This is a genomic window from Bradyrhizobium sp. 18BD (assembly GCF_054185225.1).
This window is the reverse complement of the sequence record NZ_JAVAYL010000005.1, coordinates 252,675-276,830: the sequence shown is the minus strand read 5'-3', so window position 1 is coordinate 276,830 and position 24,156 is coordinate 252,675. Positions and strand designations below refer to the sequence as shown.

Here is a 24,156-nt window from a genome sequence, read left to right as displayed (position 1 = left end):
CCGCGGAGGGACTCTGGATTGCTTCGCTACGCTCGCAATGACGATGCGGAGGAAGCGAACTCCAATCTATACCCTTCACGGTGCGCGCTCTGCGGCGCCTCGCGCCGCTGAGCAAGCCTCGAAGGGCGACAGCCCGGCTCTCACATCGTGGCCGCTCATCCTTCGAGGCTCCCGATGGGGCGCTTCGCGCCCCATCACTCGCACCTCAGGATGACGGAGCTAACTTAGCGCCTGAGCGACGATATGTGGATGCAGCAGTGCTCTCACCGCCCCGCCGGCGCCGACATCGCGCCGTTGGCGTAACGCGACCAGTCGGGCACGGGCTGCTGCGAGGGCCACATGGCCGCATTGGAGTCGCGCACCGACTGAGTGATGGGCGCCGGGTGCGCCTTGCGGACGTGGTGACGATCGCTCGCTGCGGCGGTCTGGATGGTGGCGGCGGCAATCAGGGTGGCGCCGAGAATGGCAAAGGTCTTTCGCATGGTTGTTTCTCCCGTGACGGCGACTCCGGCTGTGAGAAAAATGTCTCATGTGTTCGTCGTCGGGGGCTGACATGGCGATGGGGCCTGCCGAATATCAGCAGCGACGGCGTCACGATCGGACGCGCGGCCATCACGATGGGGCGAGCCAATTTTTTGCGCTCGGCTAAATATTCGGCAATCGCGCCAATGCTGCGATGGACTTGCCTGCCGCAATCCGGTTCAATGGGGCGAATTCGGTTCCAGACTTTGGTTTCCCGGCGACAATGATGTCGAAATATCTGCTGGTTCTCCTCCTGATCGCCTCGCCGGCCGCGGCGCAGGTCAAGCTCACCCCGAAGAGCTCGGCGGCGCATCCGGACCCCTGTGCCCCGATCGGGCGGACCGCAGACGGCAAGCTGGTCTATTCCATGAAATGCGAGAACCTGCCGGCGCCGCCCGCGCCGCCGCCGCAGGCGGAACTGAAGGAGGCGCCGCCTCCGCCGGCCGCCGCCGAGGCGGAGCCGGAGACGCGGCGGAGCGGCATTTTCGGCTGGTCCTACGACCGCAGGTGACGCGCCTCGCCACTTGCGCGACGTCGTCTGGAATGCTCTTTGCTTGAAAATTCACCGTGGGGCCTCCGATCCCTTGGCCCCCGATCCAGAGAGATGAGATGAGCAAACTCGTTATCCGCGCCGGCGATTTCACCTTCGATGCCCGCTTCGAGGAGCAGGCGGCGCCCAAGACCGTCGCGGCGTTCCGCAAGGCGCTGCCGTTCGAGAGCCACATCATCCATGTGCGCTGGAGCGGCGAGGCGGTGTGGATGCCGCTCGGCGACCTCGACTTCGGCGTCGGCTACGAGAACCACACCAGCTATCCCGCGCCCGGCCAGATCATCCTGTATCCGGGCGGCATCAGCGAGACCGAGATCCTAATGGCCTATGGCGGCGTGAGCTTCGCCAGCAAGATGGGCCAGCTCGCCGGCAATCACTTCATCACCGTGACCTCGGGCCTCGAGAATCTCGCAACCCTCGGCAAGAGCGTGCTGTGGAAGGGCGCCTTGCCGATCCGCTTCGAGGAAGTCTGAGTGACTGACGTCCGCTACCCGCGCGATCTCCGCGGTTACGGCCGCAATCCGCCGCATCCGCAATGGCCCGGCAACGCGCGGGTCGCGGTGCAGTTCGTCGTCAACTTCGAGGAGGGCGGCGAGAACAACATCCTGCACGGCGATCGCGCGTCGGAGGCCTTCCTGTCCGACGTGCTCGGCGCGCAGCCCTGGCCGGGCCAGCGCCACGCCAATATCGAGTCGATGTTCGAATACGGCTCGCGCGCCGGCTTCTGGCGGCTGTGGCGGATGTTCAATGAGCGGAAGTGGCCGACCACCGTGTTCGGTGTCGCCACCGCGCTGAAGCGCAATCCGGAGATCGTTGCGGCGATGAAGGAGTCCGGCTGGGACATCGCGAGCCATAGCCTGAAATGGATCGAGCACAAGGACATGACCGAGGCGCAGGAGCGCGCCGAGATCGCCGAATCGATCCGCGTCCACACCGAGGCCACCGGCACGCGGCCGCTCGGCTGGTACACCGGGCGCTCCTCGATCAACACCAACCGTCTGCTGATGGAGGAGGGCGGCTTCCTCTATCTCTGCGACTCCTATGCCGACGATCTGCCCTATTGGGTCAAGGGCGCCAAGGGCAAGCAGCTCGTCATTCCCTATACGCTAGATGCCAACGACATGCGCTTCATCAATCCGCAAGGGTTTGCCGAAGGCGAGCAGTTCTTCACTTATTTGAAGGATGCCTTCGACGTGCTCTATGCGGAAGGCGCGACCGCGCCGAAGATGATGTCGGTGGGGCTGCATTGCCGTCTCGCCGGGCGGCCCGGCCGCGCTGCGGGGTTGATCCGCTTCCTCGACTATATCGGCAAGCACGAGCGGGTCTGGGTGCCGACGCGACTTCAGATCGCACAGCACTGGCACGACAAGCATGCGCATCTTGCCACTGATGCGTTCGAGATCGGGTAAAGCCGTGATGTCGCAAATCTCGCTCGCCGATCTCAATGCCGCTAGCAAGAGCGACTTCGTCGCTGCGCTCGCCAACGTCGTCGAATATTCGCCGTGGATCGCCGAGCAGCTCGCCGGACAACGGCCGTTCGCCGGCATCCATCAATTGCATGCCGCGCTGATGGCGGCGATCCAGAGTGCCGACCCCGACGTGCAGCTCGCTCTGATCCGCGCGCATCCGGATCTCGCCAACAAGACCCAGCGCGCGGCGGGGCTCACGGCGGAATCGACCGATGAGCAGAACAGTGCGGGCCTCGACCGGCTGTCGGACGCCGAATACACCGCGTTCGAGTGCGTCAACAATGCTTACCGTGACAAGTTCGGAATCCCCTATATTGTCTGCGTGCGGCGCCACACTAGGGATTCCGTGCTGAGCGACTTCGAGACGCGGTTGCGCAATATCGCCAAGACCGAGACGCGCCGTGCGATCGAGGAGATCGGCCGCATCTCGGCACTGCGGCTCGATCAGCTCGTCATTGCTGACGACAAGTTGAAGGTGCATGGCCGGCTCTCGACGCATGTGCTGGACAATCACGCCGGCAAGCCTGCGCCCGGCATCCCGGTGGAGCTCGTCGAGCTCTCGAATCTCGGTGAAAGTCGCGTGATCGCGCGCACCGTGACGAACGCAGACGGCCGCACCGACCAGCCGCTGATCGGCGGCCGCCCGCTGCCGATCGGCCGCTATGAGCTTCGCTTCAGCGTCGCGAAATACTACGCCGAGCGCAATGTGCCGCTGTCCGATCCGCCGTTCCTCGACGAAATCCCGCTGCGCTTTGCGATCAGCGAGCCGGAAAACCACTACCACGTGCCGTTGCTGGTCACGCCCTGGAGTTATTCGACCTATCGCGGCAGCTAGCTACCGAACTTCTCGTGTAGTGCCGGAAACAGCCGATCCGGCTTGAAAGGTGGCGCGGTGAAGCGGATGCCGGTGGCATCCGCGATTGCGTTGCCGAGTGCGGCGGCCACCGGATTGTACGGACTCTCGCTCATCGACTTCGCGCCCAGCGGCCCGATCGTGTCGGAGGTGTCGGCGAAGAGCACCTCGGTGCGCGGCACGTCGGCGAAGGACGGCAAATGGTAGTCGCGGAACTTCGGGTTGGTGACGCGCCCCTCGGCGTCGATCACCATCTCCTCATACAGCGCGGCCCCGAGCGCCTGCGCGACGCCGCCTTCGACCTGGCCGCGGCACTGCATGGGATTGGCGACGATTCCGGCGTCCGCCGCCTGCACGCTCCTAAGAATCCTGAGCTCGCCGGTGCCCTTGTTCACGGCGACGCGAAAGCCTTGCACGTTGAAGCCGACCGAGCGCGGCGTGCCGCCGGAATTGCCGTGCGCGGCGAATGGCTGGCCGCGCTCGCGGGCGAGCTTGGCGAGTTCCGCAAAGGACATCCGCCGCACGCCGCTGACGACGGCTTCGTCCTCGAGCGTGCAGCTCTCGGCGCTGCACAGCCAGGCGTCTGCAGCCGCGGCCTTCAGTTCGGTCGCAAGCTGCATGGCCGCTTCATGCGTTGCCTTGCCCGCGACAAAGGTGCCGGCGCTGCCATAGGCGCCGGTGTCGTGGCCGCCATGGGCGGTGTCGGACTGGCGCAGATGGATGCGGTCGACGGTGGTTGCGAGCGTCGTCGCTGCGATCTGCCGGTGCACCGTGCTGGTGCCGTTGCCGAACTCGGCGGTGCCGACGGTGAGATCGAAGCCGCCGTCGTCGTTGAGTGCGATCATGGCATCTGCGATGTGGCCGGCGGGCGGCACCGTGTCGATCATGGTCAGCGCGACGCCGTCGCCGATCAGCCATTCCGGCGACAGCTCCGGCTGCGGACCATCGGCCTGCATCGCGCGCTCGACGAGGTCGATGCACTGGTCGAGCCCGTAGGAGCCATAGAGCACGTCGTGAAATTCGGACGGCGGCGGCGACAGCATAGGGTCGCCCAGCCTGACGATGTTGCGCCGACGCATCTCGTAAGGGCTGATGCCGAGCTGCTTCGCCAGCTCGTCGATCGCGGCCTCGATCGCGATCAGCGTCTGCGGCAGGCCATAGCCGCGGAATGCACCCGACGGCACCGTGTTGGTGTAGACGGCGTAGCCGTCGACCCGCTTGTTGGGACAATTGTAGACGGCAATGGACTCGGACAGCGAGTGGAACATCACGGGCCCGGCGTGATTGCCGTAGGCGCCAGTGTCGGAGAGCACGTCGAGCTGGAGCGCGGTGAGCTTGCCGTCGGCATCCGCGCCGGCCTTGATGTGAACCCGCATCGGATGCCGCGTCGAGGTCGCGATGAACTGCTCCTCGCGGGTGAGCTCCAGCTTCACCGGCCGCCCGGTCCTGAGCGCGGCGAGCGCCAGAATGTCCTCGACGAACATCTCCTGCTTGCCGCCAAAGCCGCCGCCGACGCGCTCGCAGAACACGCGGACCTTGTCCAGGGGAAGCTGGAAGATGTCCGACAACGCCCGCCGGGTCAGGAACGGCACCTGCGTCGAGGTGCGGACGTTGAGCACGCCCGCATCATCGAGCCAGGCGAGGCCGCCATGGGTCTCCAGCGCGGCGTGCTGCACGCGATGGCTGTGGAAGGTGGCCTCGTAGGTGACGGCGGAGGTGGCGAGCGCTGCCGCGACGTCACCATATTCGCCGTGCGTCTCCGCCGCGAGATTGCGCTGGGGATCGGCGATGCGGTTCGCGGTGGTGCGGTCGGGATGAAGGATCGGTGCGCCCGGCGCCATCGCCTCCTCCGGATCGATCAGCGCGGGCAGGACCTTGTAATCGACCTTGATCCGGCGGCACGCCTCCTCTGCAGCACCTTCGCTCTCGGCGACAACGGCGGCAACCTTCTGGCCGATGAAGCGAACAACGTCATCGAGGACGCGGGTGTCCTCGGGGTCCATCCAGTCCTTCTCGTGCCGCGCGGTCGAGATCAGGGCCGACGGCGCATCCTCATGCGTCAGCACCGCGTGCACGCCGGGAACGCGAAGGGCGTCCGACGTGTCGATCGCGACGATCCTGGCGTGGGCATGGGGCGAGCGCAGCAGCTTGATGTGCAGCAGGCCGTCGATCTCGGTGTCGAATGTGTAGCGCGCCTTGCCGCGCACGACGTCCGGGCCTGCCGGGGCCGGCAGGCTGCGGCCGAAGGCGGCACCGGGCTCGACGCTCTCCTCGACATTGAGCTTGCCGAGCAGCGCGTCCTCGATCGAACGATAGCCGGTGCAGCGGCAGATGTTGCCCTTCAGCGCGGAGCCGAGATCGGTGCGCTGCGCCTGGTTCAGCGAGGCGCAGGTCAGGATCATGCCGGCGGTGCAGAAGCCGCATTGAAAGCCTTGCGCATCGAGAAAGGCCTGCTGCATCGGATGCGCGCCTTGGTCGCCGCCAAGCCCTTCGATCGTCGTGATCGCGCGCCCCTCGGCGCGGAATGCCGGGATCAGACAGCTATGCACGGGTTCGCCGTCGAGCAGCACGGTGCAGGCGCCGCAATCGCCGGCATCGCAGCCCTTCTTGACGCCGAAGTGCCCGAGCTCGCGCAGGAATGTGCGCAGGCACTGCCCCGCGCGCGGCGCTTGCGAAAATGTGTTGCCGTTGACCTCGAAGCTCATGGTCGCGCTACCCCGAGCAGTTCGCCGCGGATCTCTTCGGCGAGCCGCTGCGTCATGTGCTTGCGCCAAAGCGGCTTGCCGTGGATGTCGGTGTGGTAGAGATCATCCGTGATCTGCTGCGCGATGGCGTCGCGAAGCGCGGTCGCGTCCGGGGCCTTGGGAAAGGACAGCCGGATCGGCCGCACCGTCGAGGCGGTGACCGTCAGCGCCAATGTGCCGTCGGTATCGAGGCTCCCGATCAGGAGTGCCGCCGAGCGGCCGACCGGTGCGAGCGAGATCTGGCGAAACGCCGTGCGGCGCTTCAGCGCGGGAAGCGGGATATCGATCTGCCGCAGCAGGTCGCCCGGCGTCAGGCGGTTGCGCTGGTTGCCGGTGATGAAATCGATGACGGGAATCCTCTGCTCGCCGCCGCCGGCCTTCCAGATGGTGCAGACGCCGTCGAGCCCCGAGGTGAGCGAGATCATCGGTCCCGCCGGCAGCGACATGCAGACATTGCCGCCGACGGTCGCCGTCTTCCAGATCTTGAATGAGGCAAGGAACGCGCGGCAGCACTGGCCGATCAGCGGAGCTGCGAGCCATTCGGGCGGGCAGGCGAAGCCATCGAGCTGCGCGACGGTGCAGGTGGCGGCGATGCTGAGATGGTTGTCTGTGATCGTCAGCGCCGGCCATTTCAGGTCGGTGAGATCGATCAGCCGTTTCAGGTGCGCCTGCGGCTCCGAGAACAGCCAGGTGCCGCCCGCGAGCCAAGCATCACCTGACGTCCAAACGGGCAGTTGTGCGCGCGTTTGCGGATGGGCCACCGTCGTGATGGTATTCAAATCCATGGCTGCGCCAAAGCTTTCGCCCGGTGAATCGTAGAGATGAGTCTTGCAAGACCGGAGCCAAGTCGCAACAAACAAGTCGTAACAGTGTGAGGAGAACCGGAGCTATGAGCGACGCAAAGCCGATCTGGATCAGGGATCCCCTCGCCATCCTCGCTGACGGCGCCGAGCGCGGGATCGTGGTGAAGGATGGCCGGATCGTCGAGCTGGTGCCGGCCGGCGCCACGCCGGCGACGACGGATGTCACGGTGTTCGATGCTGGCGAGCAGGTCGTGCTGCCGGGCCTGATCAACACCCACCATCACTTCTATCAGACGCTGACCCGGGCGTTGCCGGCGGCGATGGACCGCGAGCTGTTTCCCTGGCTCCAGGCGCTCTATCCGGTGTGGGCGAAGCTGACGCCGGAGCGCTTGCGGCTCGGCGTCACCGTGGCGATGTCCGAGCTGCTGCTGTCGGGCTGCACCACGACGACGGATCATCACTATGTCTTCCCGGCGGGGCTCGAGGAGTCCGTCGATATCGAGGTCGACGTCGCCAAGCGGCTCGGTGTGCGCGTGCTGCTGACGCGCGGCTCGATGAACCTGTCGCAGCGCGACGGCGGCCTGCCGCCCGACAGCGTCGTGCAGGACGAGGATACGATCCTCGCCGACAGCGCGCGCGTAGTGAGCAAGTATCACCAGCGCGGCGCGGGCGCGATGGTGCAGATCGCGCTGGCGCCGTGCTCGCCGTTCTCGGTGACGACGTCCCTGATGCGCGCCACCGCCGATCTCGCGGATAAGCTCGACGTGCGCCTGCACACCCATCTCGCCGAAACCGAGGACGAGAACAAATTCTGCCAGCAGATGTATGGCTGCCGTCCCCTCGACTATCTCGAGCAATGCGGCTGGCTCAATGCGCGGACGTGGCTCGCGCACGGCATCTTCTTCAACGCCGACGAGATGAAGCGGCTCGGCAAGGCCAAGACGACCATCAGCCATTGCGCGTGCAGCAATCAGCTCTTGGCATCGGGCTGCTGCCCGGTGTGCGAGATGGAGGAGGCGGGTGTCGGCATCGGGCTCGGTGTCGACGGCTCCGCCTCGAACGACGGATCGAACCTGATGCAGGAGGTGCGTGCCGCGTTCCTGCTGCAGCGGGCCCGCTATGGCGTGACGAAGGTGAGCCACAAGGACGCGTTGCGTTGGGCTACCAAGGGCTCGGCGGCCTGCGTCGGCCGGCCGGAACTCGGCGAGATCGCGGTCGGCAAGGCGGCGGACCTTGCGCTGTTCAAGCTCGACGAGTTGCGCTTCTCCGGTCACGGCGATCCCCTGGCTGCGCTGGTGCTGTGTGGCGCACATCGGGCCGACAGGGTGATGGTGGCGGGACAATGGGCGGTGATCGACGGCGCGATCCCAGGACTGGATGTCACCGACCTCATCCGCCGCCACAGTTCGGCGGCGCGGGCGATGCAGGCGGGATGAGCCGGGAAAAATAGAAGCGAAAGTAGAAAGAGGGGGCGACCACAAGTGCCGGGTGCTTCTGGCCACCCCCTCCGAACCTCCTCCGGGAGGAGCAGGTGATTTAGGCAATGCAAGAAGCGTGCTACTTGCCCGGCAGCTTGTCGTCGATGCCTTTCACGTAGAAATTCATCCCGAGGATCTGGCCATCAGCCAGATTGGCGCCGCCTTTGCACTCGACCTCCTTGCCGTCCTGCCCAACGATCGGGCATTTGAACGGGTGCAGCTTGCCCGTGGTGATCGCGGCCTGGGCATCCTCGGCGATCTTCTTCACGTCGTCGGGCATGTTGGTGTAGGGCGCCATCGCGAACATGTGGCTGTCGAGGCCGCCCCAGGTGTCCTCGGACTTCCAGGTTCCGGCGAGCTCGGCCTTGACGCGCTCGACGTAGTAGGGGCCCCAGGTGTCGAGGATCGAGGTCAGCTGGGTCTTTGGCCCGAACTTGATCATCTCGGAATCCTGGCCGAAGGCGAGCTTGCCGCGTTCGCTGGCGATCTGCATCGCGGCCGGCGAGTCCGTGTGTTGCATGATCACGTCGGCGCCCTGGTCGATCAGTGCCTTGGCGGCGTCGGCTTCCTTGCCCGGATCGAACCAGGTGTTGGCCCAGATGATCTTGACCTTGATGTTCGGGTTGATGGTCTGCGCTGCGATGACCGTTGCGTTGATGCCGGAGACGACCTCGGGGATCGGGAACGAGCCGATGTAGCCGAGCACGCCTGATTTCGACATCTTGGCCGCGATCAGACCTTGAATGTAACGGCCCTGATACCACTTGGACGAATAGGTCGACATGTTCTTGTCGCGCTTGTAGCCCGAGCAGTGCTCGAAATGCACGTTCGGATATTTCTTTGCGACCTTCAGCGTCGGGTCCATGTAGCCGAACGACGTCGTGAAGATCAGCTTGTTACCGGCGCGGACGAGCTGCTCGATGGCGCGCTCGGCGTCGGGACCCTCGGGCACATTTTCGAGATAAGTGGTCTCGATCTTGTCGCCGAGCTCCTTCGCCAGCGCCTGGCGGCCGAGTTCGTGCTGATAGGTCCAGCCGAGATCGCCGATCGGGCCGAGGTAGATAAAACCGACTTTCAGCTTGTCGGCGGCGGAGGCTGCACTGACGCTTCCGGCGAGCAAAAGCCCGGCAGCGAGCGCAAGAACTGATTTCCTCATCATCAATCTCCAAACATCAGGGGAAAGCCACGATCCGCAATGTGCGCGCCCCATCGCGCACGCCGCGGAATTGAAACGTCAGCGGTCAGGCACGAACACGGTGCCGAGCGCGGCCGGCGCGGTCGAGCCGCCCGTGCGCGCGCGTGAGAGCAGGACCAGCACGATGACGGTTGCGAGATAAGGCAACGCCGACATGAATTGCGAGGGAATGCCGACGCCCCAGCCTTGCGCGTGCAATTGCAGGATCGTCACCGCGCCGAACAGATAGGCGCCGACCACGAGCCGGCCCGGCCGCCAGGACGAGAACACGACGAGCGCCAGTGCGATCCAGCCGCGTCCTGCGGTCATGCCGGGAATGAAGAACGGCGTATAGGCCAGCGGCAGGTAAGCGCCGGCAAGGCCGGCGCAGGCGCCGCCGAACATCACGGCAAAGGTGCGGATGCGCAACACGGGATAGCCGAGCGCATGCGCGGAGACATGGTTGTCGCCGCAGGCACGCAGGATCAATCCCGCCCGCGTGCGATACAAGAACCACCAGACGCCGATGATCAGCGCGACGGAGAAATAGACGAAGGCATCCTCGCCGAACAGCACGCGGCCGATCAGCGGAATATCGGTGAGGCCGGGGATGGTGAGATGCACGGCCGGCGTGATGCGCTCGCCGACGAAGCCGGCGCCGATCAGACCGGACAGCCCGATGCCGAGGATGGTCAGCGCAAGGCCCGTCGCGACCTGGTTGACCGCGAGGCCGAGCGCCATCAGCGCGAAGACCAGCGACATCAACATGCCCGCGACAATGCCGAACAGCGCGCCGATGAAGATCGAGCCGGTCAGCCACGCGCCGGCAAAACCGCAGGCCGCTCCGACGATCATCATGCCCTCGACGCCGAGATTGAGCACGCCGGAGCGCTCGGTCACGAGCTCGCCGGTCGCGGCGATGAGGAGCGGTGTCGATGCGGCGAGCACCGCCAGGATGATGGCTTCAACCAGCTCCACGGGTCACCTGTCGGTTCGGGAACACCAGCTTGAAGCGGTAGAGAATGAGGGAATCGCAGGCGAGCACGTAGAACAGCAGAATGCCCTGAAATACCTTGGTGACATCCAACGGGATCTTCATCGCGATCTGCGCCTGCTCGCCGCCGATAAAGGTCAGTGCGAGAAAAAGGCCTGCAATTAATATTCCAAGAGGGTTCAACCGGCCGAGGAAGGTAACGATGATCGCGGTGAAGCCGTAGCCAGGCGAGATGCCGGGCTGCAGATGCCCGACCGGTCCCGCAACCTCGATGATGCCGGCAAGGCCCGCCAGCGCGCCCGAGACCGCAAAGGTCAGGATGATGAGCTGGTTGGCATTGAAGCCGCCGAAGCGTGCAGCGCGGGGTGCTGCGCCGACCACGCGGATCTCGAACCCCTTGATGGTGCGTCCGAGCAGGATGGCCGCGGCAGCGACCACGAGCAGTGCGATGATCGAGCCGAGATGCAGCCGGCCGCCTTCGATCAGCAGCGGCACGGTCGCCACCGGATCGAACTCGGCCGTGGTCGGGAAATTAAAACCTTGCGGATCGCGCCAAGGCCCGCGCACGAGATAGTCGAGAAAGAGATCGGCGACATAGACCAGCATCAGGCTGGTCAGGATTTCGCTGGCGCCGAACTTCACCTTGCAGATCGCCGGGATCAGCGCGTAGAGCGCGCCTGCCGCCGCGGCGAGCACCAGCATCACCGGCAATACCCAGGCGCCGGCGTCGGTGCCTTGCGTCTTCACGGCGATCCAGCTTCCGGCGACCGCGCCGATCAGGAACTGGCCTTCGGCGCCGATGTTCCAGGCATTGGCGAGATAGCAGAGCGACAGCCCGATCGCGATCATCACCAGCGGCGTCGCCTTCACCGCGATCTCCTGCAGCGAATAGCTGTCGGTCAAGGGCGCAATGAAATAGGCATGCAGCGCGAGCAGCGGGTTCTTGCCGAGGATCGCGAACAGGATGACCATGGTGAGGATCGTCAGGCCGATCGCAATGAGCGGGGAGACCAGCGCGATCGTGTTGGAGCGCTCGGCGCGCTTCTCAAGCACCAACTGCATGCGCGGCCTCCGTCGGCTCGAGGCTGCTGCCGCCCATGAGAAGGCCGAGCTTTTCGCGCGTCGCATCAACGGTGGCGAGTGGCGCGGACAGCTTGCCGTGGAACATCACGGCGATGCGGTCGGCGATCTCCGCGAGTTCGTCGAGGTCCTGGCTGGTCACGAGGACAGCGGCGCCGGCGGTGGCGAGATCGAGCAGCGCCTGGCGGATCACGGCGGCGGCGCCGGCGTCGACGCCCCAGGTCGGCTGGCTCACCACCAGCACCGCGGGGGTGCGCAGGATCTCACGTCCGACGATGAATTTCTGCAAATTGCCGCCGGAAAGACTCGCGGCTTCCGGATCGCGCTTGGCCTTGCGGACGTCAAACGTTTCAGTCGCGCGGTCGACGGTCTTCAATGTTGCTGCGGTGTCGATGAAGCCGTGATGGACCATGCCGCTGGCCGCGTGCCCGGTCAGCAGTGCGTTCTCCGACAGCTTCATGCGCGGCGCGGTGCCGTGGCCGAGCCGCTCTTCGGGCACGAAGGCCGCGCCGAGCTTGCGGCGCTGCGTGATGGAGAGATGGCCGGCGGCGATGCCTTCGATCACGACCGTGCCGGGGTCCTTCGACAGGCGTTCGCCGGACAGCGCGGCGAACAGCTCGTCCTGTCCGTTGCCGGCGACGCCGGCAATGCCGAGAATCTCGCCGCCCTTCAGCTCGAACGAGATGTGCTCGAGGCGAACGCCATGGGCCTCGTTCGGGGCGAGCGAAAGGTCGTTGACGACGAGCCGCGGCACGGTGGTCTTCCGGCCGGCCGGTGCCTTCACCTCCTTGATCTCGCCGCCGACCATCATGCGGGCGAGGGAGGCTGCGGTCTCCAGCCTTGGATTGCAGGTCTCGACCTTCCTGCCGCCGCGCAGGATCGTGGCGGTGTCGCAGAGGCGCTTCACCTCCTCGAGCTTGTGGCTGATGTAGAGGACGGCGCGGCCTTCGGCCCTGAGGCGCTCCAGCACGATGAAGAGCTGATCCGCTTCCTGCGGCGTCAGCACCGCGGTCGGCTCGTCCAGGATCAGGAATTTGGGATCCTGCATCAGCGCGCGGACGATCTCGATGCGCTGGCGTTCGCCGACCGAGAGCTGCCAGACCTCGCGTTTGGGATCGAGCGGCAGCCCGTAAGTCTTCGACACCTGCTCCAGGCGCGCCGACATGTCCTTGAAGGATTCCTTGCCGTCGAGGCCAAGCGCGACGTTCTCGGCGACGGTAAGATTGTCGAACAGCGAGAAATGCTGGAACACCATGCCGATGCCGCGGCTGCGCGCTTCGGACGGGCCGGACAGCACGAATCCCTGGCCCTGCCAGCGGATCTCGCCGGCGCTGGGCTGGATCAGCCCGTAGATCGCCTTCACCAGCGTCGACTTGCCGGCCCCGTTCTCGCCGAGCAGGGCGTGGATTTCGTTCGGCCAGATGTCGATGTCGATGGAATCGTTGGCGAGGAAATCACCATAGCGCTTGGTCAGCCCGACCGTCTGAAGCAACGGGGACTCGCCGGAATGCAGGCCGTTAGGCGTCGGATCTAACATTCGCTGATGCGCTTGCATGGGTGAAGTGCCTCAATACTGGGCTAGTTTGAACCGCCGCGTAAGGTGTGAAAAAGCGTCATCCCTTGCTCAACGCTGCGGCAGGGCAGCTGGTGTCGCGAGTCGCAGTCCCTCGCTGGCCGAGCGGCGTCTCCAACCGGCCTTCGTGGGTGGTTGCAGTCGCTTGCTGCAAAGGACGCCTGTTGCAAATTTGTGACGGTTCAAACCAAATCGGAACCCGCTGTGCAGGCTTGACGTGAAGTTGAGCAAAATCGCGTCAGCACGCGTATGCAATTCAAGATCGGGGCGACGATCGCAGTTGGCGATCGTCTCGACAATGCGAGGCCGCTACAAAAGACGAACGAAATCAAACGGGAATGTCTGGCAAAGCCTGATATCGCAGAGCCGCGCGCACGCGACGTCGAAGTGCAAGAACCAGCAAAATACTGCGGTGAAGCGCTGACTGCTGCCAAAACATGCGGCATGCCTTGAAAAAAGTTGAGGCTTCTCACCCCGGGAGATCGGCGCAAGTGTCGCACCCAAGGGACGTTCATTTTTACGTGTCCAAACTTGGGGGTATTCAGGATGTCGTTTCGTTTCAAGGCAATTGCAGCCGCCGTGCTGTCACTTGCTACGCTTGCCACCGCTGGCCTGGCACAGGCGGCGGACTTGCCGGTCAAGGCTGCCAAGAAGGCGGCGGATGTCCCGTTCTTCCTGGTGATCGACAACCGCGTCACCTTCTCCTGGATGCCCAAGGGCACCGATCCCGGCATGTGGAGCGTCAATCCCAACGGCACCATCAACGGCACCACCCCCAAGCAGGTCTACTCGTTCACCCACTTCGATCTGTGGGCTTACGGCACCAACTTCTTCACCATCTCGATGTTCAAGTCGGGCAAGAACGATCCCGCTGCTCCCTGCACCGCGCCGGGCGTAACGATCACCGGCGGCGCCGCCGACTGCGCCGGCGCGACCGAGATCTACGGTCTGTTCCGCTCGACCTTCGGCTGGAACGAACTGTTCAACACCAAGGCCTTCACCATGGGGCCGCTGCACAACATCTCGTTCGAAGTCGGTATGGACGGCAACACCGAGAACAACTTCCTCGCGCCCGCCAAGCGCGACGTTGTCGCCGGTCTGCAGTTCGCCTTCGACCTTCCCTACAAGGGCTACATCAACGTCGCGCCGTTGATGTACTACGAGTTCCTGAACCACAACGCCTTCACGCAGTGCGGCCTGTTCGGTGCCGGTGTGGCGGGCGTGACCTGTAACTCGGACGGCAATGTCAGCTACCGGCCGACCTGGGCCGTCGAAATCAACTACTACATGGACCTCGGCTTCCTGCCGCCGAACATGCAGTTCTGGTCGATCAGCGGCCGCGCCGGCTGGTACGGCCCGAAGGGCGACTCCAACGGCCTTCCTGCGCTCTCGGGCGTTGGCCGCTTCTCCACCGCGTCCAAGACCGAGCTGAACAGCGAGCCGATCCGCCTGACCTTCGACGCGTCGAAGGCCGTGTGGGGTGACAAGTACTCGCACTTCGTCGACCTCTGGGTCGCCTACCGCTACTGGCAGAACAAGTTCGGCCTCGACCACAACGCCATGCCGGGCGTCTGCACCATCGCCGCGACGGGCCAGAGCACCAAGAGCTGCACGGAGTCGACGGTTTACGGTGGCGTCACTGTGAAGTTCTGATGGGCTGACGATTTCCAAGATTCGGATGGCGCCGCGCTGAGATGCGCGGCGCCCTTCGTGTTTGCGAAGGAGAAGGCTGCCGTAGGGTGGGCAAAGCGAAGCGTGCCCACGACTTCTATTGATGTTGAAGTCAGATGGTGGGCACGGCGCCAAGGCGCCTTTGCCCACCCTGCGGGACTGTTTGCTGGGCGCCTACTTCGTCCACACGCCGTCGTGCAGGGCTTCGGCCTCGTCTTCGAGCAGCGGCCCGACGACCTCCGTCGGCCGCTGGCCGCTGGCAAAGACCTCGCGACAGGGCAAATCGAGCGTCGGGTTCTCCGGATGGTTGCCCGTAACGCCGCGCAGGCGATGCTCGCTGAGGCCGTAGACGACGCGGCCGATGCCGGCCCAGTAGATCGCGCCGGCGCACATCGCGCAGGGCTCGGCCGAGGAATAGAGCGTCGCCTGCGCGAGCACATCGCGGCCGAGCGTGCGGCAGGCCTGCGTGGCCGCGAGGCGTTCGGCATGGGCGGTGCCGTCGTGATCCGGCATGTAGCCGTTCTCGGATTCGATCAGCACCTTGCCATCCGCATCGACCACGGTGCAGCCGAAGGGGTGGTTGCCATGGGTGAGCGAACGGCGGGCGACCGCGAAGGACAAACGCAAAAAGTGCTCGTCGCGTTCTGATGCGTCCATCGATGCTCCCAAGGCATGATCGGGAGATCATGCTCAAACGATTGGTCAGTGCCCCGCCATGTGCCGGCCAACCTCGGTGAGATCGGCCTCGCTGGTCCGTGCTTCATACACGAATTCGCCGTGGAACATCACCACCAGGCGATCGGACAGCTCCAGCAATTCGTCGAGATCCTCGCTGACGAGCAGGACCGCTGCACCGCGATTGCGCGCGGCCATGATCTCGGCGTGGATCTGCGCCACCGCCGCGAAGTCGAGGCCGAAGCAGGGGTTGGCCGCGATCAGCACCTCGACATCGCCGGCAAGCTCCCGGGCGAGCACGGCGCGCTGGACGTTGCCGCCCGAGAGTGCCGAGATCGGCGTCTCCGGCGTGCGGGTCTTGATCTTGTACTGGCCGATCTTCTTCTTCGCGCCCTCGCGGAAGGCGCTGCGATTGAGCCACCAGCCGCCGCTGGCGAAGGGCGCCCGGTCGAATTCGCGGAAGGCGATGTTGTCGGCAACGCTCATGCCGCCGACGCAGGCGTTCTTCAGCGGCTCCTCCGGCAGCAGCGACATCTTGTGGCGGCGCATCTCCTCGCGACTGGCGTGGTAGGGATCGCCTGCGACGCGAACCTCGCCGCCCTCGGCCTCACGCTGGCCGGCGAGCACCTCGACGAGCTGGCGCTGGCCGTTGCCGGAGACACCGGCGATGCCGACGATCTCGCCGGCACGTACGGTCAGTGAGACGTCATGGACGGCAACGCCGCCGGCATCGTCGAGCGCGCGAAGTTTTTCCAGCTCAAGGCGCGCTTTGCCGGCCTCGCCGGTACGCGGCGGCTGGACCGTCAGCTCCTCGGCGCCGATCATGGTGCGCGCCATCGCATCCGGCGTCAGCTCGGCGACCTTGCCCGCGCCGGCGAGCTTGCCACGGCGCAGGATGGTGACCTCGTCGGCGAAGGCCATGACCTCGCGGAATTTGTGCGTGATCATCAAGATGGTCAGCTCGCCCCTGACGACCATGTCGCGGAGCATGCCGAGCACCTCGTCGGCCTCCGCAGGCGTCAGCACCGACGTCGGCTCGTCCAGGATCAGGAAGCGGCGCTTCAGATAGAGCTGCTTGAGGATCTCGCATTTCTGCCGCTCGCCGGCCGAGATGTCGGAGACCTTTGCGGAGAGCGGCACCTTGAAGGGCATCCGGGCAAGGAAGGCCTCGAGCTCCTTCATCTCCTTCGGCCAGTTCACCATTGCGGGGACATCGTCGCGGGCCAGCACGAGGTTCTCGGCGACCGTCATGGCCGGCACCAGCGTAAAGTGCTGGTAGACCATGCCGAGGCCGAGCGCGTGGGCATCCTTCGGGTTGGCGATCGCCTGCTCGCGGCCGCCGACGAGGATGTCGCCTTCGGTCGCGTGGTAGTAGCCCATGATGCATTTGACGAGGGTCGACTTGCCGGCGCCGTTCTCGCCCAGCAGCGCATGGAACGAGCCCGGCCGCACCTTCAGCTCGACATTGTCCAGCGCCAGGAAGTCGCCGAAGCGCATGGTCATGGCGATGGCGTCGACGCCGAAGGCGCCTGAGGGCGGAGGCGTCTCGCCGATGATCACGAAATCGCTCCGATGAAGGCGTCGGAGGTCGAGACCGCGCCGAATACGCCGCCCTGCATCTTGATCATCTTCACCGCGTGGTCGTGGTTGCTCTTGTCGGTCGCGCCGCAGCAATCGTGCAGCAGCACGCATTCGAAGCCGCGGTCATTGGCCTCGCGCATGGTGGTGTGGACGCAGACGTCGGTGGTGATGCCTGTCAGCACGATGTTCTCGATGCCGCGCACGCGCAGGATCAGTTCCAGATCGGTGGCGCAGAACGAGCCCTTGCCGGGCTTGTCGATGATCGGTTCGCCCGGCAGCGGTGCCAGTTCCTCGATGATATCCCAGCCGGGCTCGCCGCGCACCAGGATGCGGCCGCACGGGCCGGGATCGCCGATGCCGGCGCCGATCTGCCGCGAGCGCCAGCGCTTGTTGGCGGGCAGGTCCGAGAGATCCGGGCGGTGGCCTTCGCGGGTATGGATGATGTGAAAGCCCTGCTTGCGCATCGCCGCGAGCAGCCTCTTGATCGGCTCGATCGGTGCGCGCGTCAGCGAGAGGTCATAGCCCATCTTGTCGACATAGCCGCCGACGCCGCAGAAATCGGTCTGCATGTCGATGATGATCAGCGCGGTATTTTGCGGGCGCAGATCGCCGTTGTAGGGCCAGGCGTAGGGCTCGGACTTGATATAGCGCTCGGGCATGGACGACCTCGTTGGTGCGCGTGTTACCTTGTGATCGAGAGTTCGGCGGGAGCGCCGGTCAGCGTGCGCTTCGGCGAGCAGGTGATGATCATGATCGCCAGCGTCAGGATGTAGGGCGCGGCGTTGAAGAGATGATAGCCGGAGGTGACGCCGACGGATTGCAGCGCGGGCCCCAGCGCCGCGGCGCCGCCGAAGGCGAGCGAGGCCCACAGGCAGAGCAGGGGATCCCAGCGCGCGAAGATGACGAGCGCCACCGCGGTGATGCCCTGGCCGGAGGAGAGGCCCTCGTTCCAGCTTCCGGGATAGAACAGCGACAGGAACGAGCCGCCGATGCCGGCGAGGAAGCCGCCGACCATGGTGGCGCGCAGGCGGATCAGCAGCACGGAATGGCCCATCGCGCGCGCGGCGTCCGAGCTCTCGCCCGCGGTGCGGATGAGCAGGCCCCAGCGTGTGGTGCGGAACGCCCAGTACAGGATTGGTGCGAGCGCGACGCCGATCAGGAACAGGACATTGACCCGCAGCGCGGCGCGGACCTGCGGGATGTCGCTCCACCAGCCGAAATCGATCGCGGGCAGGCGCGGTGCAGTCGGCTCGATCAGCGGCTTGCCGAGATAGAAGGCCAGACCCGTCCCGAACAGCATCAAGGCGATGCCGACCGCGACGTCGTTGACGCGCGGCAGCGAACAGATGCCGGCATGCAGCGCGCCGAGAAGGGCGCCGGCGATGCCGGCGGCGAGCACGCCAAGCCAAGGCGATCCCGTGAGATAGGAGATGCCGTAGGCGCTCATCGCGCCCATCACCAGCGTGCCTTCGAGGCCGAGATTGATCCGGCCGGAGCGCTCGGTGATGCATTCCCCGAGGCTCACGAACAGGAAGGGCGTCGAGACGCGAATGGCGCCGCCGAGCACGGCAAGCGGGACGGTCCAGAGTCCGATCGATCCGTCTGCCATCAGGACTTGTCTTTCATCAGGACTTGCCTTTCAGAAATCCGATGCGGCCGTAGAGCGCATCGCTGGCGAGCACGAAGACGAAGATGATGCCCTGGAGCACCAGCACGGAGGCGTCGGGCAATCCGAGGCGGCGCTGCAGCAGGCCGCCGCTGGCGCTGATGCCGCCGAGCAGGATCGCAACGGGAATGATCGCGAGCGGATTTTGTCGCGCGAGGAAGGCGACGAGAATGCCGGTGAAGCCGTAGCCGGCCGCCAGGTTGGCGTTGGTGCGCCCCTGCACGGCGGCGACCTCGACCATGCCTGCAAGACCCGCTGCACCACCGGCGAGGAAGCAAACGGTCAGGATCAGCTTGCTGACGCCGAGGCCGACGATCTTCGCGGCGCGGATGTTGCCGCCGGCGACGCGCGCGGCGAAGCCGAACACGGTGTGATAGATCAGGATGTAGGCGGCGATCGCGGCGATCAGGCCGAAGACGAGACCCCAATGCACGTCGGTGCCGGGGATGGTGCCGATCATGTTGGCCGCGCCGATCTCGCGCGTGGACGGCTTGTTGAGGCTGGCGGGATCGCGCATCAGCCCTTCGACGAGATGATTGAGGATCGCGAGCGCGATGTAGACGAGCAGCAGGCTCGAGATGGTTTCGTTGACGCCGCGATACTGGCGCAGCGCGCCCGACAGCATGATCCACAACCCGCCGCCGATCACGCCGGCGATGACCATGGCGATCTGCACGATCAGCGGCGGCATGCCCTGGAGCGCGAGTGCGGCGCTCGTCGCCGACAGCGCGCCTATCAGCAGCGCGCCTTCGCCGCCGATGATGACCATGCCAAGTTGCGCCGGCAGCGCGGTGCAGAGCGCGGTGAGGATCAGGGGCGCCGCGCGCGTCAGCGTGTTCTGCCAGGAGAACCAGGTGCCGAACGCGCCGTAATACATGTAGAAATAGAGGTCGAGCGGGTTCTTGCCGAACATTGCGACGAAGATGCCGAAGACCGCGAGCGCGGCGGCGAGCGCCGCACCCGGGATCAGGACATATTCGATCGTGCCGCCGTGACGCTGGAGGAATCCCGGATCGGCGGCCGGGGCAACTGTCCCGACCGCTTCGGTGGAGTCCGCCGCTTCCGTGGTCACGAAGTCGCTCCGATCACGCCTTCGACGAGGTAGTCCATCTTCTCGAGTTCAGGGTCCTTCTGGCCGCGATCGGTGCCGGCCGCGATGACCGTCTTGCCCTTGTTGTCGACCAGCCCGCCCTTGAAGATCGCGAACCCGTCCGCGGACAGGAATTTGGCCTTGGCTTCGTCGGCCGCCTTGCGCGCCTCGGGCGAGACGGCTTCGCCATAGGCCGAGACCTTGACGATCTCTTCCTTCAGGCCGCCGCGGTAGAAGTTCGGAATGCTTTCGCCGGCGGCGATCATCTTGACGAACTTCGGATAGAGTGCTTCCCAGTTCCACTCGGCGCCGGTGAGATAGGCCTTCGGCGCCAGCGCCGACTGGTTGGTGTGATAACCGCAGACGAAGGCACCGCGCCGCGCGGCGTTCTCGACCATGGTCTTGGGGCCATCGACGTGACAGGTCAGCACGTCCACGCCCTGGTCGATCAGGCTGTTGGTGGCTTCAGCTTCCTTGACCGGCATCGACCAGTCGCCGGTGAAGATCACTTGCGTGGTGGCCTTCGGATTGACGGACTTGGCGCCCAGCGTGAAGGCGTTGATGTTGCGCAGCACCTGGGGAATCGGCTTGGCCGCGACGAAGCCGAGCTTGCCGCTCTTCGACGTCAGGCCTGCGACGATGCCGGAGATGTACTGGGCTTCGTCGATGTAGCCGAAATAGCTGCCCGCGTTCTTGGGATCCTTGTCGCTCCACAGGCCGCCGCAATGCTCGAAGCGCAGCTTCGGGTACTTGCTGGCCATCTTGACCATGTGCGGATTGTAGTAGCCGAACGAGGTCGGGAAGAGCAGGGTGGCGCCGTCGAGATTGATCATGGACTCGATCGTCTTCTCGACCGCGTCGGTCTCCGGCACCTTCTCTTCCTCGACGACTTTCAGGCCGGGGATCTTCTTCAGTGCAGCCGCGCCCTGCGCGTGCGCCTGGTTGTAGCCGTAGTCGTCGCGCGAGCCGACATAGATGAAGCCGATGGTAGTGTCGGCCGCGAAGGCCGGCCGGGCGCCTGCCGCTGCGCCGAGGGTGAGGGCCGCGCCGCCCTGCAACAAATGACGTCGTGAAATCCTGCCAAAATCCATTGCTCGCTCCCTTGGCGGATGCGCCGCCTTAAATCTCGCGGCTGCGCCGGTCTGGCGGAGCCGCGATAGGATGTCGCAAGCTTCGTGCCAGCGGCTAGAAAGTGTGCGATTAGATGCAAATATTTGATATTACTAATATATATTTTGCATTCGGATCTTGGTGAGGAAAGTAGCAGATGAAATTGTGGGCAGCATCCTATCATTGTATGCAATGGAGTTAAGCAGTCTTAACCAGCTTTGGCATGTGCATGACCAGTGTTGGGTGGTCTGCCGGCGGTACGCATTCATGCTAACCACGCGCTGATTGGGACGGCGCCGACCGCGCGATTTTGCTGGCACCGAACTTGTATCGATCGCCGCAGGACCGCCGCCGTGGCCCTTAGAAGATGGAAAGCTCGCCGAGATGGGTGCTGGTACCGCCGTTCACGACGCATCGCTCGGCAAGGAGATCGTTCGCCGCATCAACGAGCTCGCTGCGATCTCGGAAGAATCCGGAAAGCTCACCCGCATCTATCTCAGCAAGGAGCTGCGCGCGGCCACGGACCTCATTCTCGGCTGGATGCGCGAGGCCGGGATGAGCGCGCATCTCGATGCGGTCGGCAATGTATGTGGCCGTTACGAAGGTGCGCGGCCGGGGGCACCCTGCCTGATGCTCGGCTCGCATTACGACACCGTGCGCGATGCCGGAAAGTGGGACGGGCCGCTGGGGGTGATCACGGCAATCGCCTGCGTTGCCGATCTCAACCGCCGCAGCAAGCGCCTGCCGTTTGCGATCGAGGTGATCGGCTTTGCCGATGAGGAGGGCGTGCGTTTCGCCTCGACGCTGCTCGGCAGCCGTGCGGTCGCCGGCACCTTCGACGAGAGCGTCCTGAACACTAGGGATCGCGATGGCGTCTCGATGCGCGATGCGCTGGTTCGGTTCGGGCTCGATCCTGATCATATCGGCAAGGCGGCGCGGACGCGGCGCGAGCTGCTGGCCTATCTCGAATTGCACATCGAGCAGGGGCCAGTGCTGGAAGCCCAGAACCTGCCCGTGGGCGTCGTCACCGCGATTGCGGGCGCGACGCGCCTTGCCGCGCGGCTGACCGGCATGGCCGGCCACGCCGGCACCGTGCCGATGGCGCTGCGCCGCGACGCGCTCACCGGCGCTGCCGAATGCATCGGCGCGATCGAGCAGTTTTGCCGTACGGACGAGAGTGGGCTGGTGGGCACAGTCGGCTACATCCAGGCGCGGCCCGGTGCGACCAACGTCATTCCGGGTGAAGTGTCCTTCACCATCGACATGCGCGCGCCGACCGACATGCATCGCAAGCGCGCGGTGGCTGATGTCGTTCGCCAGATCGAGGCGATTGCCAAACGCCGGCAACTGGCGCTTCAACTCGATGTCACCCACGAGAACCGCACGGCGCCTTGTGCGTCCTGGCTGAAGGACCAGATCGCGCAGGCGATCGGAGCGGAGGGCTTTGACGTATTCGAGCTGCCGAGCGGGGCCGGGCATGACGGCATGGCGATGATCGACATTGCTGACGTCGGCATGATCTTCGTTCGCTGCCGCGGCGGCATCAGCCATCATCCGGACGAGCATGTTGAGCTGGCGGACGCCGACGCAGGCGCGCGGGTGCTGCTGCGGGTGATCGAGAATTTCAGGCCGCAGGAGGGCCGCTGATCGCCTGGAGCCCGTCACCGGGTAGAGACACGAATCAGAGATGTTTAAGATGGTGGCCGTCACCGGGATCACGAGACATCAACCGAATTACGCATGAACAGCGACATCTCCTTTCCATCGCACCGTGAGAACCGCTTTTACCAGGGCACAGCCGCGACCTTCGTCGCCAACGCGCTTCAGGCGGTCAATTTTCTCGGCGATCGTTTTCTGAGAAAGTCGCATCACTCGCTGTCGGCCATCGAGGACCTCTACCGGCATTCGATGGACAGCGCCTTTTCGGTGACCGAAGCCTTCCTCGTCACGGGCGCGCCGCACGCCTCCGCCTATTATCCGCGCGACTTCGCCTGGTTCTATCCCGACGTTCTCGATCCCGAGACCATCATGGATGCGCAGGACGCGGTGCGCCGCGTGCGCCTGCTCGAAAAGAGCGTGCGCTTGCTGCTGGAGGCGGTTCGCGCCGACGTCGTCACCACGACCATCGTTCCCGCGGGACGCGGCCGGTATCTCGGCGTGAATTATTTCTCCCGTCCCTCGGACACGCTGCTTGGCATTATCGCCGGTCTCCAGCAGATGCTCTCTGCCGAGGAGCGGGCGTCGTCCTATCTGGCGATGTCGCAATGCGCGCATGCCGGCCGCCTGTTGCTGGATGAACATGGCGGCGACCTCAAGCGCGCGATCCTGAAGCTCGCAAGCGAGCTCGAGCCGTTCGACGCCGACGGCACCCGATATTTGCTGTGCGACGCCAGCGGGCCGCGCTCTGCGGCAACCGACACACGCGCAGAGCGTAGGCGCTTCGTCACCAATGCCTGCGTCTACACGACGTTCGTGTGGGGCGTGCAGCTCGGGATCGTCGACGAGAACGAGCTGAAGCGGCTGCTCGGGCGCGACCTCGCTCAGTACAAGAGGGACCTGCTCCGCCTGTTCGGCAAGAACGGCTACATCAGGCATTCTCTGGATGGCCCGGCGGGCCCGCCGGTGTCCCTGGTCGCGCTGGATTTCGTCAGCGTGCATCGCGGCTTCTGGAATATGAACGATGCCGGCGAGCGTGCGCTGTTCGCGGCTACGACGGATCTGATCATCGCCGAACCGCGCTTCCGCATCCCGAGCACGTTCCATTTCCTGGTGTCCGCGGACAATCCGCGCAACAAGATGATCCACAAGATCGCGGCGCCCGCCTATCAGGGGCGTTCGTCCTGGCCGACGTTCAACGTCGAGTTTGCGGATCGCATGCTGGACTTCGATGAGGCCTCAGGCAGCGAGACCTACCGCGCCTGCGCGCAAGGGATATTGAAGGACATCCGCACCGCGACGGAAGTCCACGGCGGATATCAGGAACTGATCTCGGAGCAGGGCCTGAAATATCGCACATGGGCCTATAAGGGCGCCGTGGCGCACTCCTGGTTTCCGCGCTTCCTGTCCGTCTGGAGGAGGGCGTATGGAACGCCGCTCCTCCAGTGGAATGATTGATCCGCGGAC

The 24,156-nt window shown here is 65.1% G+C and carries 22 protein-coding genes; 9 read left to right on the top strand and 13 right to left on the bottom strand.

Going from position 1 to position 24,156, the window contains the following annotated elements; all coding sequences use genetic code 11:
- Positions 1-263: 263 nt before the first annotated feature.
- Entirely contained in the window at positions 264-482 is a 219-nt protein-coding gene (locus RAD16_RS11895; RefSeq protein WP_458158057.1) for a hypothetical protein, read from the bottom strand.
- Between the two features lie 266 nt (positions 483-748).
- Between RAD16_RS11895 and RAD16_RS11890 the strand changes: the two genes are divergently transcribed.
- From RAD16_RS11890 to uraD, 4 genes are all read left to right on the top strand, one after another.
- Positions 749-1,033, top strand: a complete 285-nt coding sequence (locus tag RAD16_RS11890) for a hypothetical protein (protein ID WP_326898189.1) — start codon at positions 749-751, stop codon at positions 1,031-1,033.
- A 98-nt stretch (positions 1,034-1,131) separates the two neighbouring features.
- The gene (locus RAD16_RS11885; protein ID WP_092022597.1) at positions 1,132-1,545 is read left to right on the top strand and encodes a DUF3830 family protein; all 414 of its coding nucleotides are present in this window, start codon (positions 1,132-1,134) and stop codon (positions 1,543-1,545) included.
- Positions 1,546-2,481 carry an allantoinase PuuE gene (puuE, locus tag RAD16_RS11880; RefSeq protein ID WP_458158056.1) on the top strand — a complete coding sequence of 312 codons (936 nt, stop codon included), beginning with the start codon at positions 1,546-1,548 and terminating at the stop codon, positions 2,479-2,481.
- A gap of 7 nt (positions 2,482-2,488) precedes the next feature.
- Positions 2,489-3,376 carry a 2-oxo-4-hydroxy-4-carboxy-5-ureidoimidazoline decarboxylase gene (gene uraD / locus RAD16_RS11875; protein WP_458158190.1) on the top strand — a complete coding sequence of 296 codons (888 nt, stop codon included), beginning with the start codon at positions 2,489-2,491 and terminating at the stop codon, positions 3,374-3,376.
- Here uraD and RAD16_RS11870 read toward each other — a convergent pair.
- Together RAD16_RS11870 and RAD16_RS11865 are read right to left on the bottom strand one after the other, a co-directional pair.
- On the bottom strand, positions 3,373-6,099 hold the full coding sequence (locus RAD16_RS11870; protein WP_458158055.1) for a molybdopterin-dependent oxidoreductase: 2,727 nt from the start codon (positions 6,097-6,099) through the stop codon (positions 3,373-3,375). The genes uraD and RAD16_RS11870 overlap by 4 nt on opposite strands.
- Positions 6,096-6,923, bottom strand: a complete 828-nt coding sequence (locus RAD16_RS11865) for an FAD binding domain-containing protein (protein WP_458158054.1) — start codon at positions 6,921-6,923, stop codon at positions 6,096-6,098. The genes RAD16_RS11870 and RAD16_RS11865 overlap by 4 nt, the downstream gene beginning before the upstream one ends.
- A 104-nt stretch (positions 6,924-7,027) precedes the next feature.
- Here RAD16_RS11865 and RAD16_RS11860 point away from each other — a divergent pair, with 104 nt between their 5' ends.
- On the top strand, positions 7,028-8,377 hold the full coding sequence (locus tag RAD16_RS11860; protein ID WP_458158053.1) for an 8-oxoguanine deaminase: 1,350 nt from the start codon (positions 7,028-7,030) through the stop codon (positions 8,375-8,377).
- A 121-nt stretch (positions 8,378-8,498) separates the two neighbouring features.
- Here RAD16_RS11860 and RAD16_RS11855 read toward each other — a convergent pair whose 3' ends face one another.
- From RAD16_RS11855 to RAD16_RS11840, 4 genes are all read right to left on the bottom strand, one after another.
- Complete coding sequence (locus RAD16_RS11855) at positions 8,499-9,575, bottom strand: BMP family ABC transporter substrate-binding protein (protein WP_458158052.1); 1,077 nt, start codon at positions 9,573-9,575, stop codon at positions 8,499-8,501.
- 78 nt (positions 9,576-9,653) lie between these two features.
- Positions 9,654-10,571, bottom strand: coding sequence for an ABC transporter permease (locus RAD16_RS11850; RefSeq protein ID WP_458158051.1), 918 nt, complete (start codon positions 10,569-10,571; stop codon positions 9,654-9,656).
- Positions 10,558-11,649, bottom strand: coding sequence for an ABC transporter permease (locus RAD16_RS11845; protein WP_458158050.1), 1,092 nt, complete (start codon positions 11,647-11,649; stop codon positions 10,558-10,560). Before RAD16_RS11845 ends, RAD16_RS11850 begins: the two co-directional genes overlap by 14 nt.
- Complete coding sequence (locus tag RAD16_RS11840) at positions 11,633-13,204, bottom strand: ABC transporter ATP-binding protein (protein WP_458158049.1); 1,572 nt, start codon at positions 13,202-13,204, stop codon at positions 11,633-11,635. The genes RAD16_RS11845 and RAD16_RS11840 overlap by 17 nt, the downstream gene beginning before the upstream one ends.
- A 285-nt stretch (positions 13,205-13,489) precedes the next feature.
- Here RAD16_RS11840 and RAD16_RS11835 point away from each other — a divergent pair, with 285 nt between their 5' ends.
- Positions 13,490-13,693 (top strand): hypothetical protein, encoded by a 204-nt coding sequence (locus RAD16_RS11835; RefSeq protein ID WP_458158048.1) that lies wholly within the window; start codon positions 13,490-13,492, stop codon positions 13,691-13,693.
- A 93-nt stretch (positions 13,694-13,786) separates the two neighbouring features.
- Positions 13,787-14,893, top strand: a complete 1,107-nt coding sequence (locus tag RAD16_RS11830) for a hypothetical protein (RefSeq protein ID WP_458158047.1) — start codon at positions 13,787-13,789, stop codon at positions 14,891-14,893.
- 192 nt (positions 14,894-15,085) lie between these two features.
- Here RAD16_RS11830 and RAD16_RS11825 read toward each other — a convergent pair whose 3' ends face one another.
- Genes RAD16_RS11825 through RAD16_RS11800 form a run of 6 tightly spaced genes read right to left on the bottom strand, consistent with a single transcriptional unit; the run spans position 15,086 to position 21,014 of the window.
- Positions 15,086-15,568, bottom strand: a complete 483-nt coding sequence (locus RAD16_RS11825) for a nucleoside deaminase (RefSeq protein ID WP_458158046.1) — start codon at positions 15,566-15,568, stop codon at positions 15,086-15,088.
- 45 nt (positions 15,569-15,613) lie between these two features.
- Positions 15,614-17,146: an ABC transporter ATP-binding protein gene (locus RAD16_RS11820; RefSeq protein WP_458158045.1), complete on the bottom strand. Its 1,533-nt coding sequence runs from the start codon at positions 17,144-17,146 to the stop codon at positions 15,614-15,616.
- Entirely contained in the window at positions 17,143-17,826 is a 684-nt protein-coding gene (gene biuH / locus RAD16_RS11815) for a biuret amidohydrolase (protein ID WP_458158044.1), read from the bottom strand. Before biuH ends, RAD16_RS11820 begins: the two co-directional genes overlap by 4 nt.
- Before the next feature lie 23 nt (positions 17,827-17,849).
- Entirely contained in the window at positions 17,850-18,776 is a 927-nt protein-coding gene (locus tag RAD16_RS11810) for an ABC transporter permease (protein ID WP_458158043.1), read from the bottom strand.
- A 16-nt stretch (positions 18,777-18,792) separates the two neighbouring features.
- Positions 18,793-19,905 carry an ABC transporter permease gene (locus RAD16_RS11805; protein ID WP_458158042.1) on the bottom strand — a complete coding sequence of 371 codons (1,113 nt, stop codon included), beginning with the start codon at positions 19,903-19,905 and terminating at the stop codon, positions 18,793-18,795.
- Positions 19,902-21,014 carry a BMP family ABC transporter substrate-binding protein gene (locus RAD16_RS11800; protein WP_458158041.1) on the bottom strand — a complete coding sequence of 371 codons (1,113 nt, stop codon included), beginning with the start codon at positions 21,012-21,014 and terminating at the stop codon, positions 19,902-19,904. Before RAD16_RS11800 ends, RAD16_RS11805 begins: the two co-directional genes overlap by 4 nt.
- Positions 21,015-21,417: 403 nt before the next feature.
- Between RAD16_RS11800 and RAD16_RS11795 the strand changes: the two genes are divergently transcribed.
- Both RAD16_RS11795 and RAD16_RS11790 read left to right on the top strand, forming a co-directional pair.
- Positions 21,418-22,680, top strand: coding sequence for an allantoate amidohydrolase (locus RAD16_RS11795; RefSeq protein WP_458158040.1), 1,263 nt, complete (start codon positions 21,418-21,420; stop codon positions 22,678-22,680).
- A gap of 93 nt (positions 22,681-22,773) precedes the next feature.
- Positions 22,774-24,147, top strand: coding sequence for a hypothetical protein (locus RAD16_RS11790; protein ID WP_458158039.1), 1,374 nt, complete (start codon positions 22,774-22,776; stop codon positions 24,145-24,147).
- Positions 24,148-24,156 lie beyond the last annotated feature (9 nt).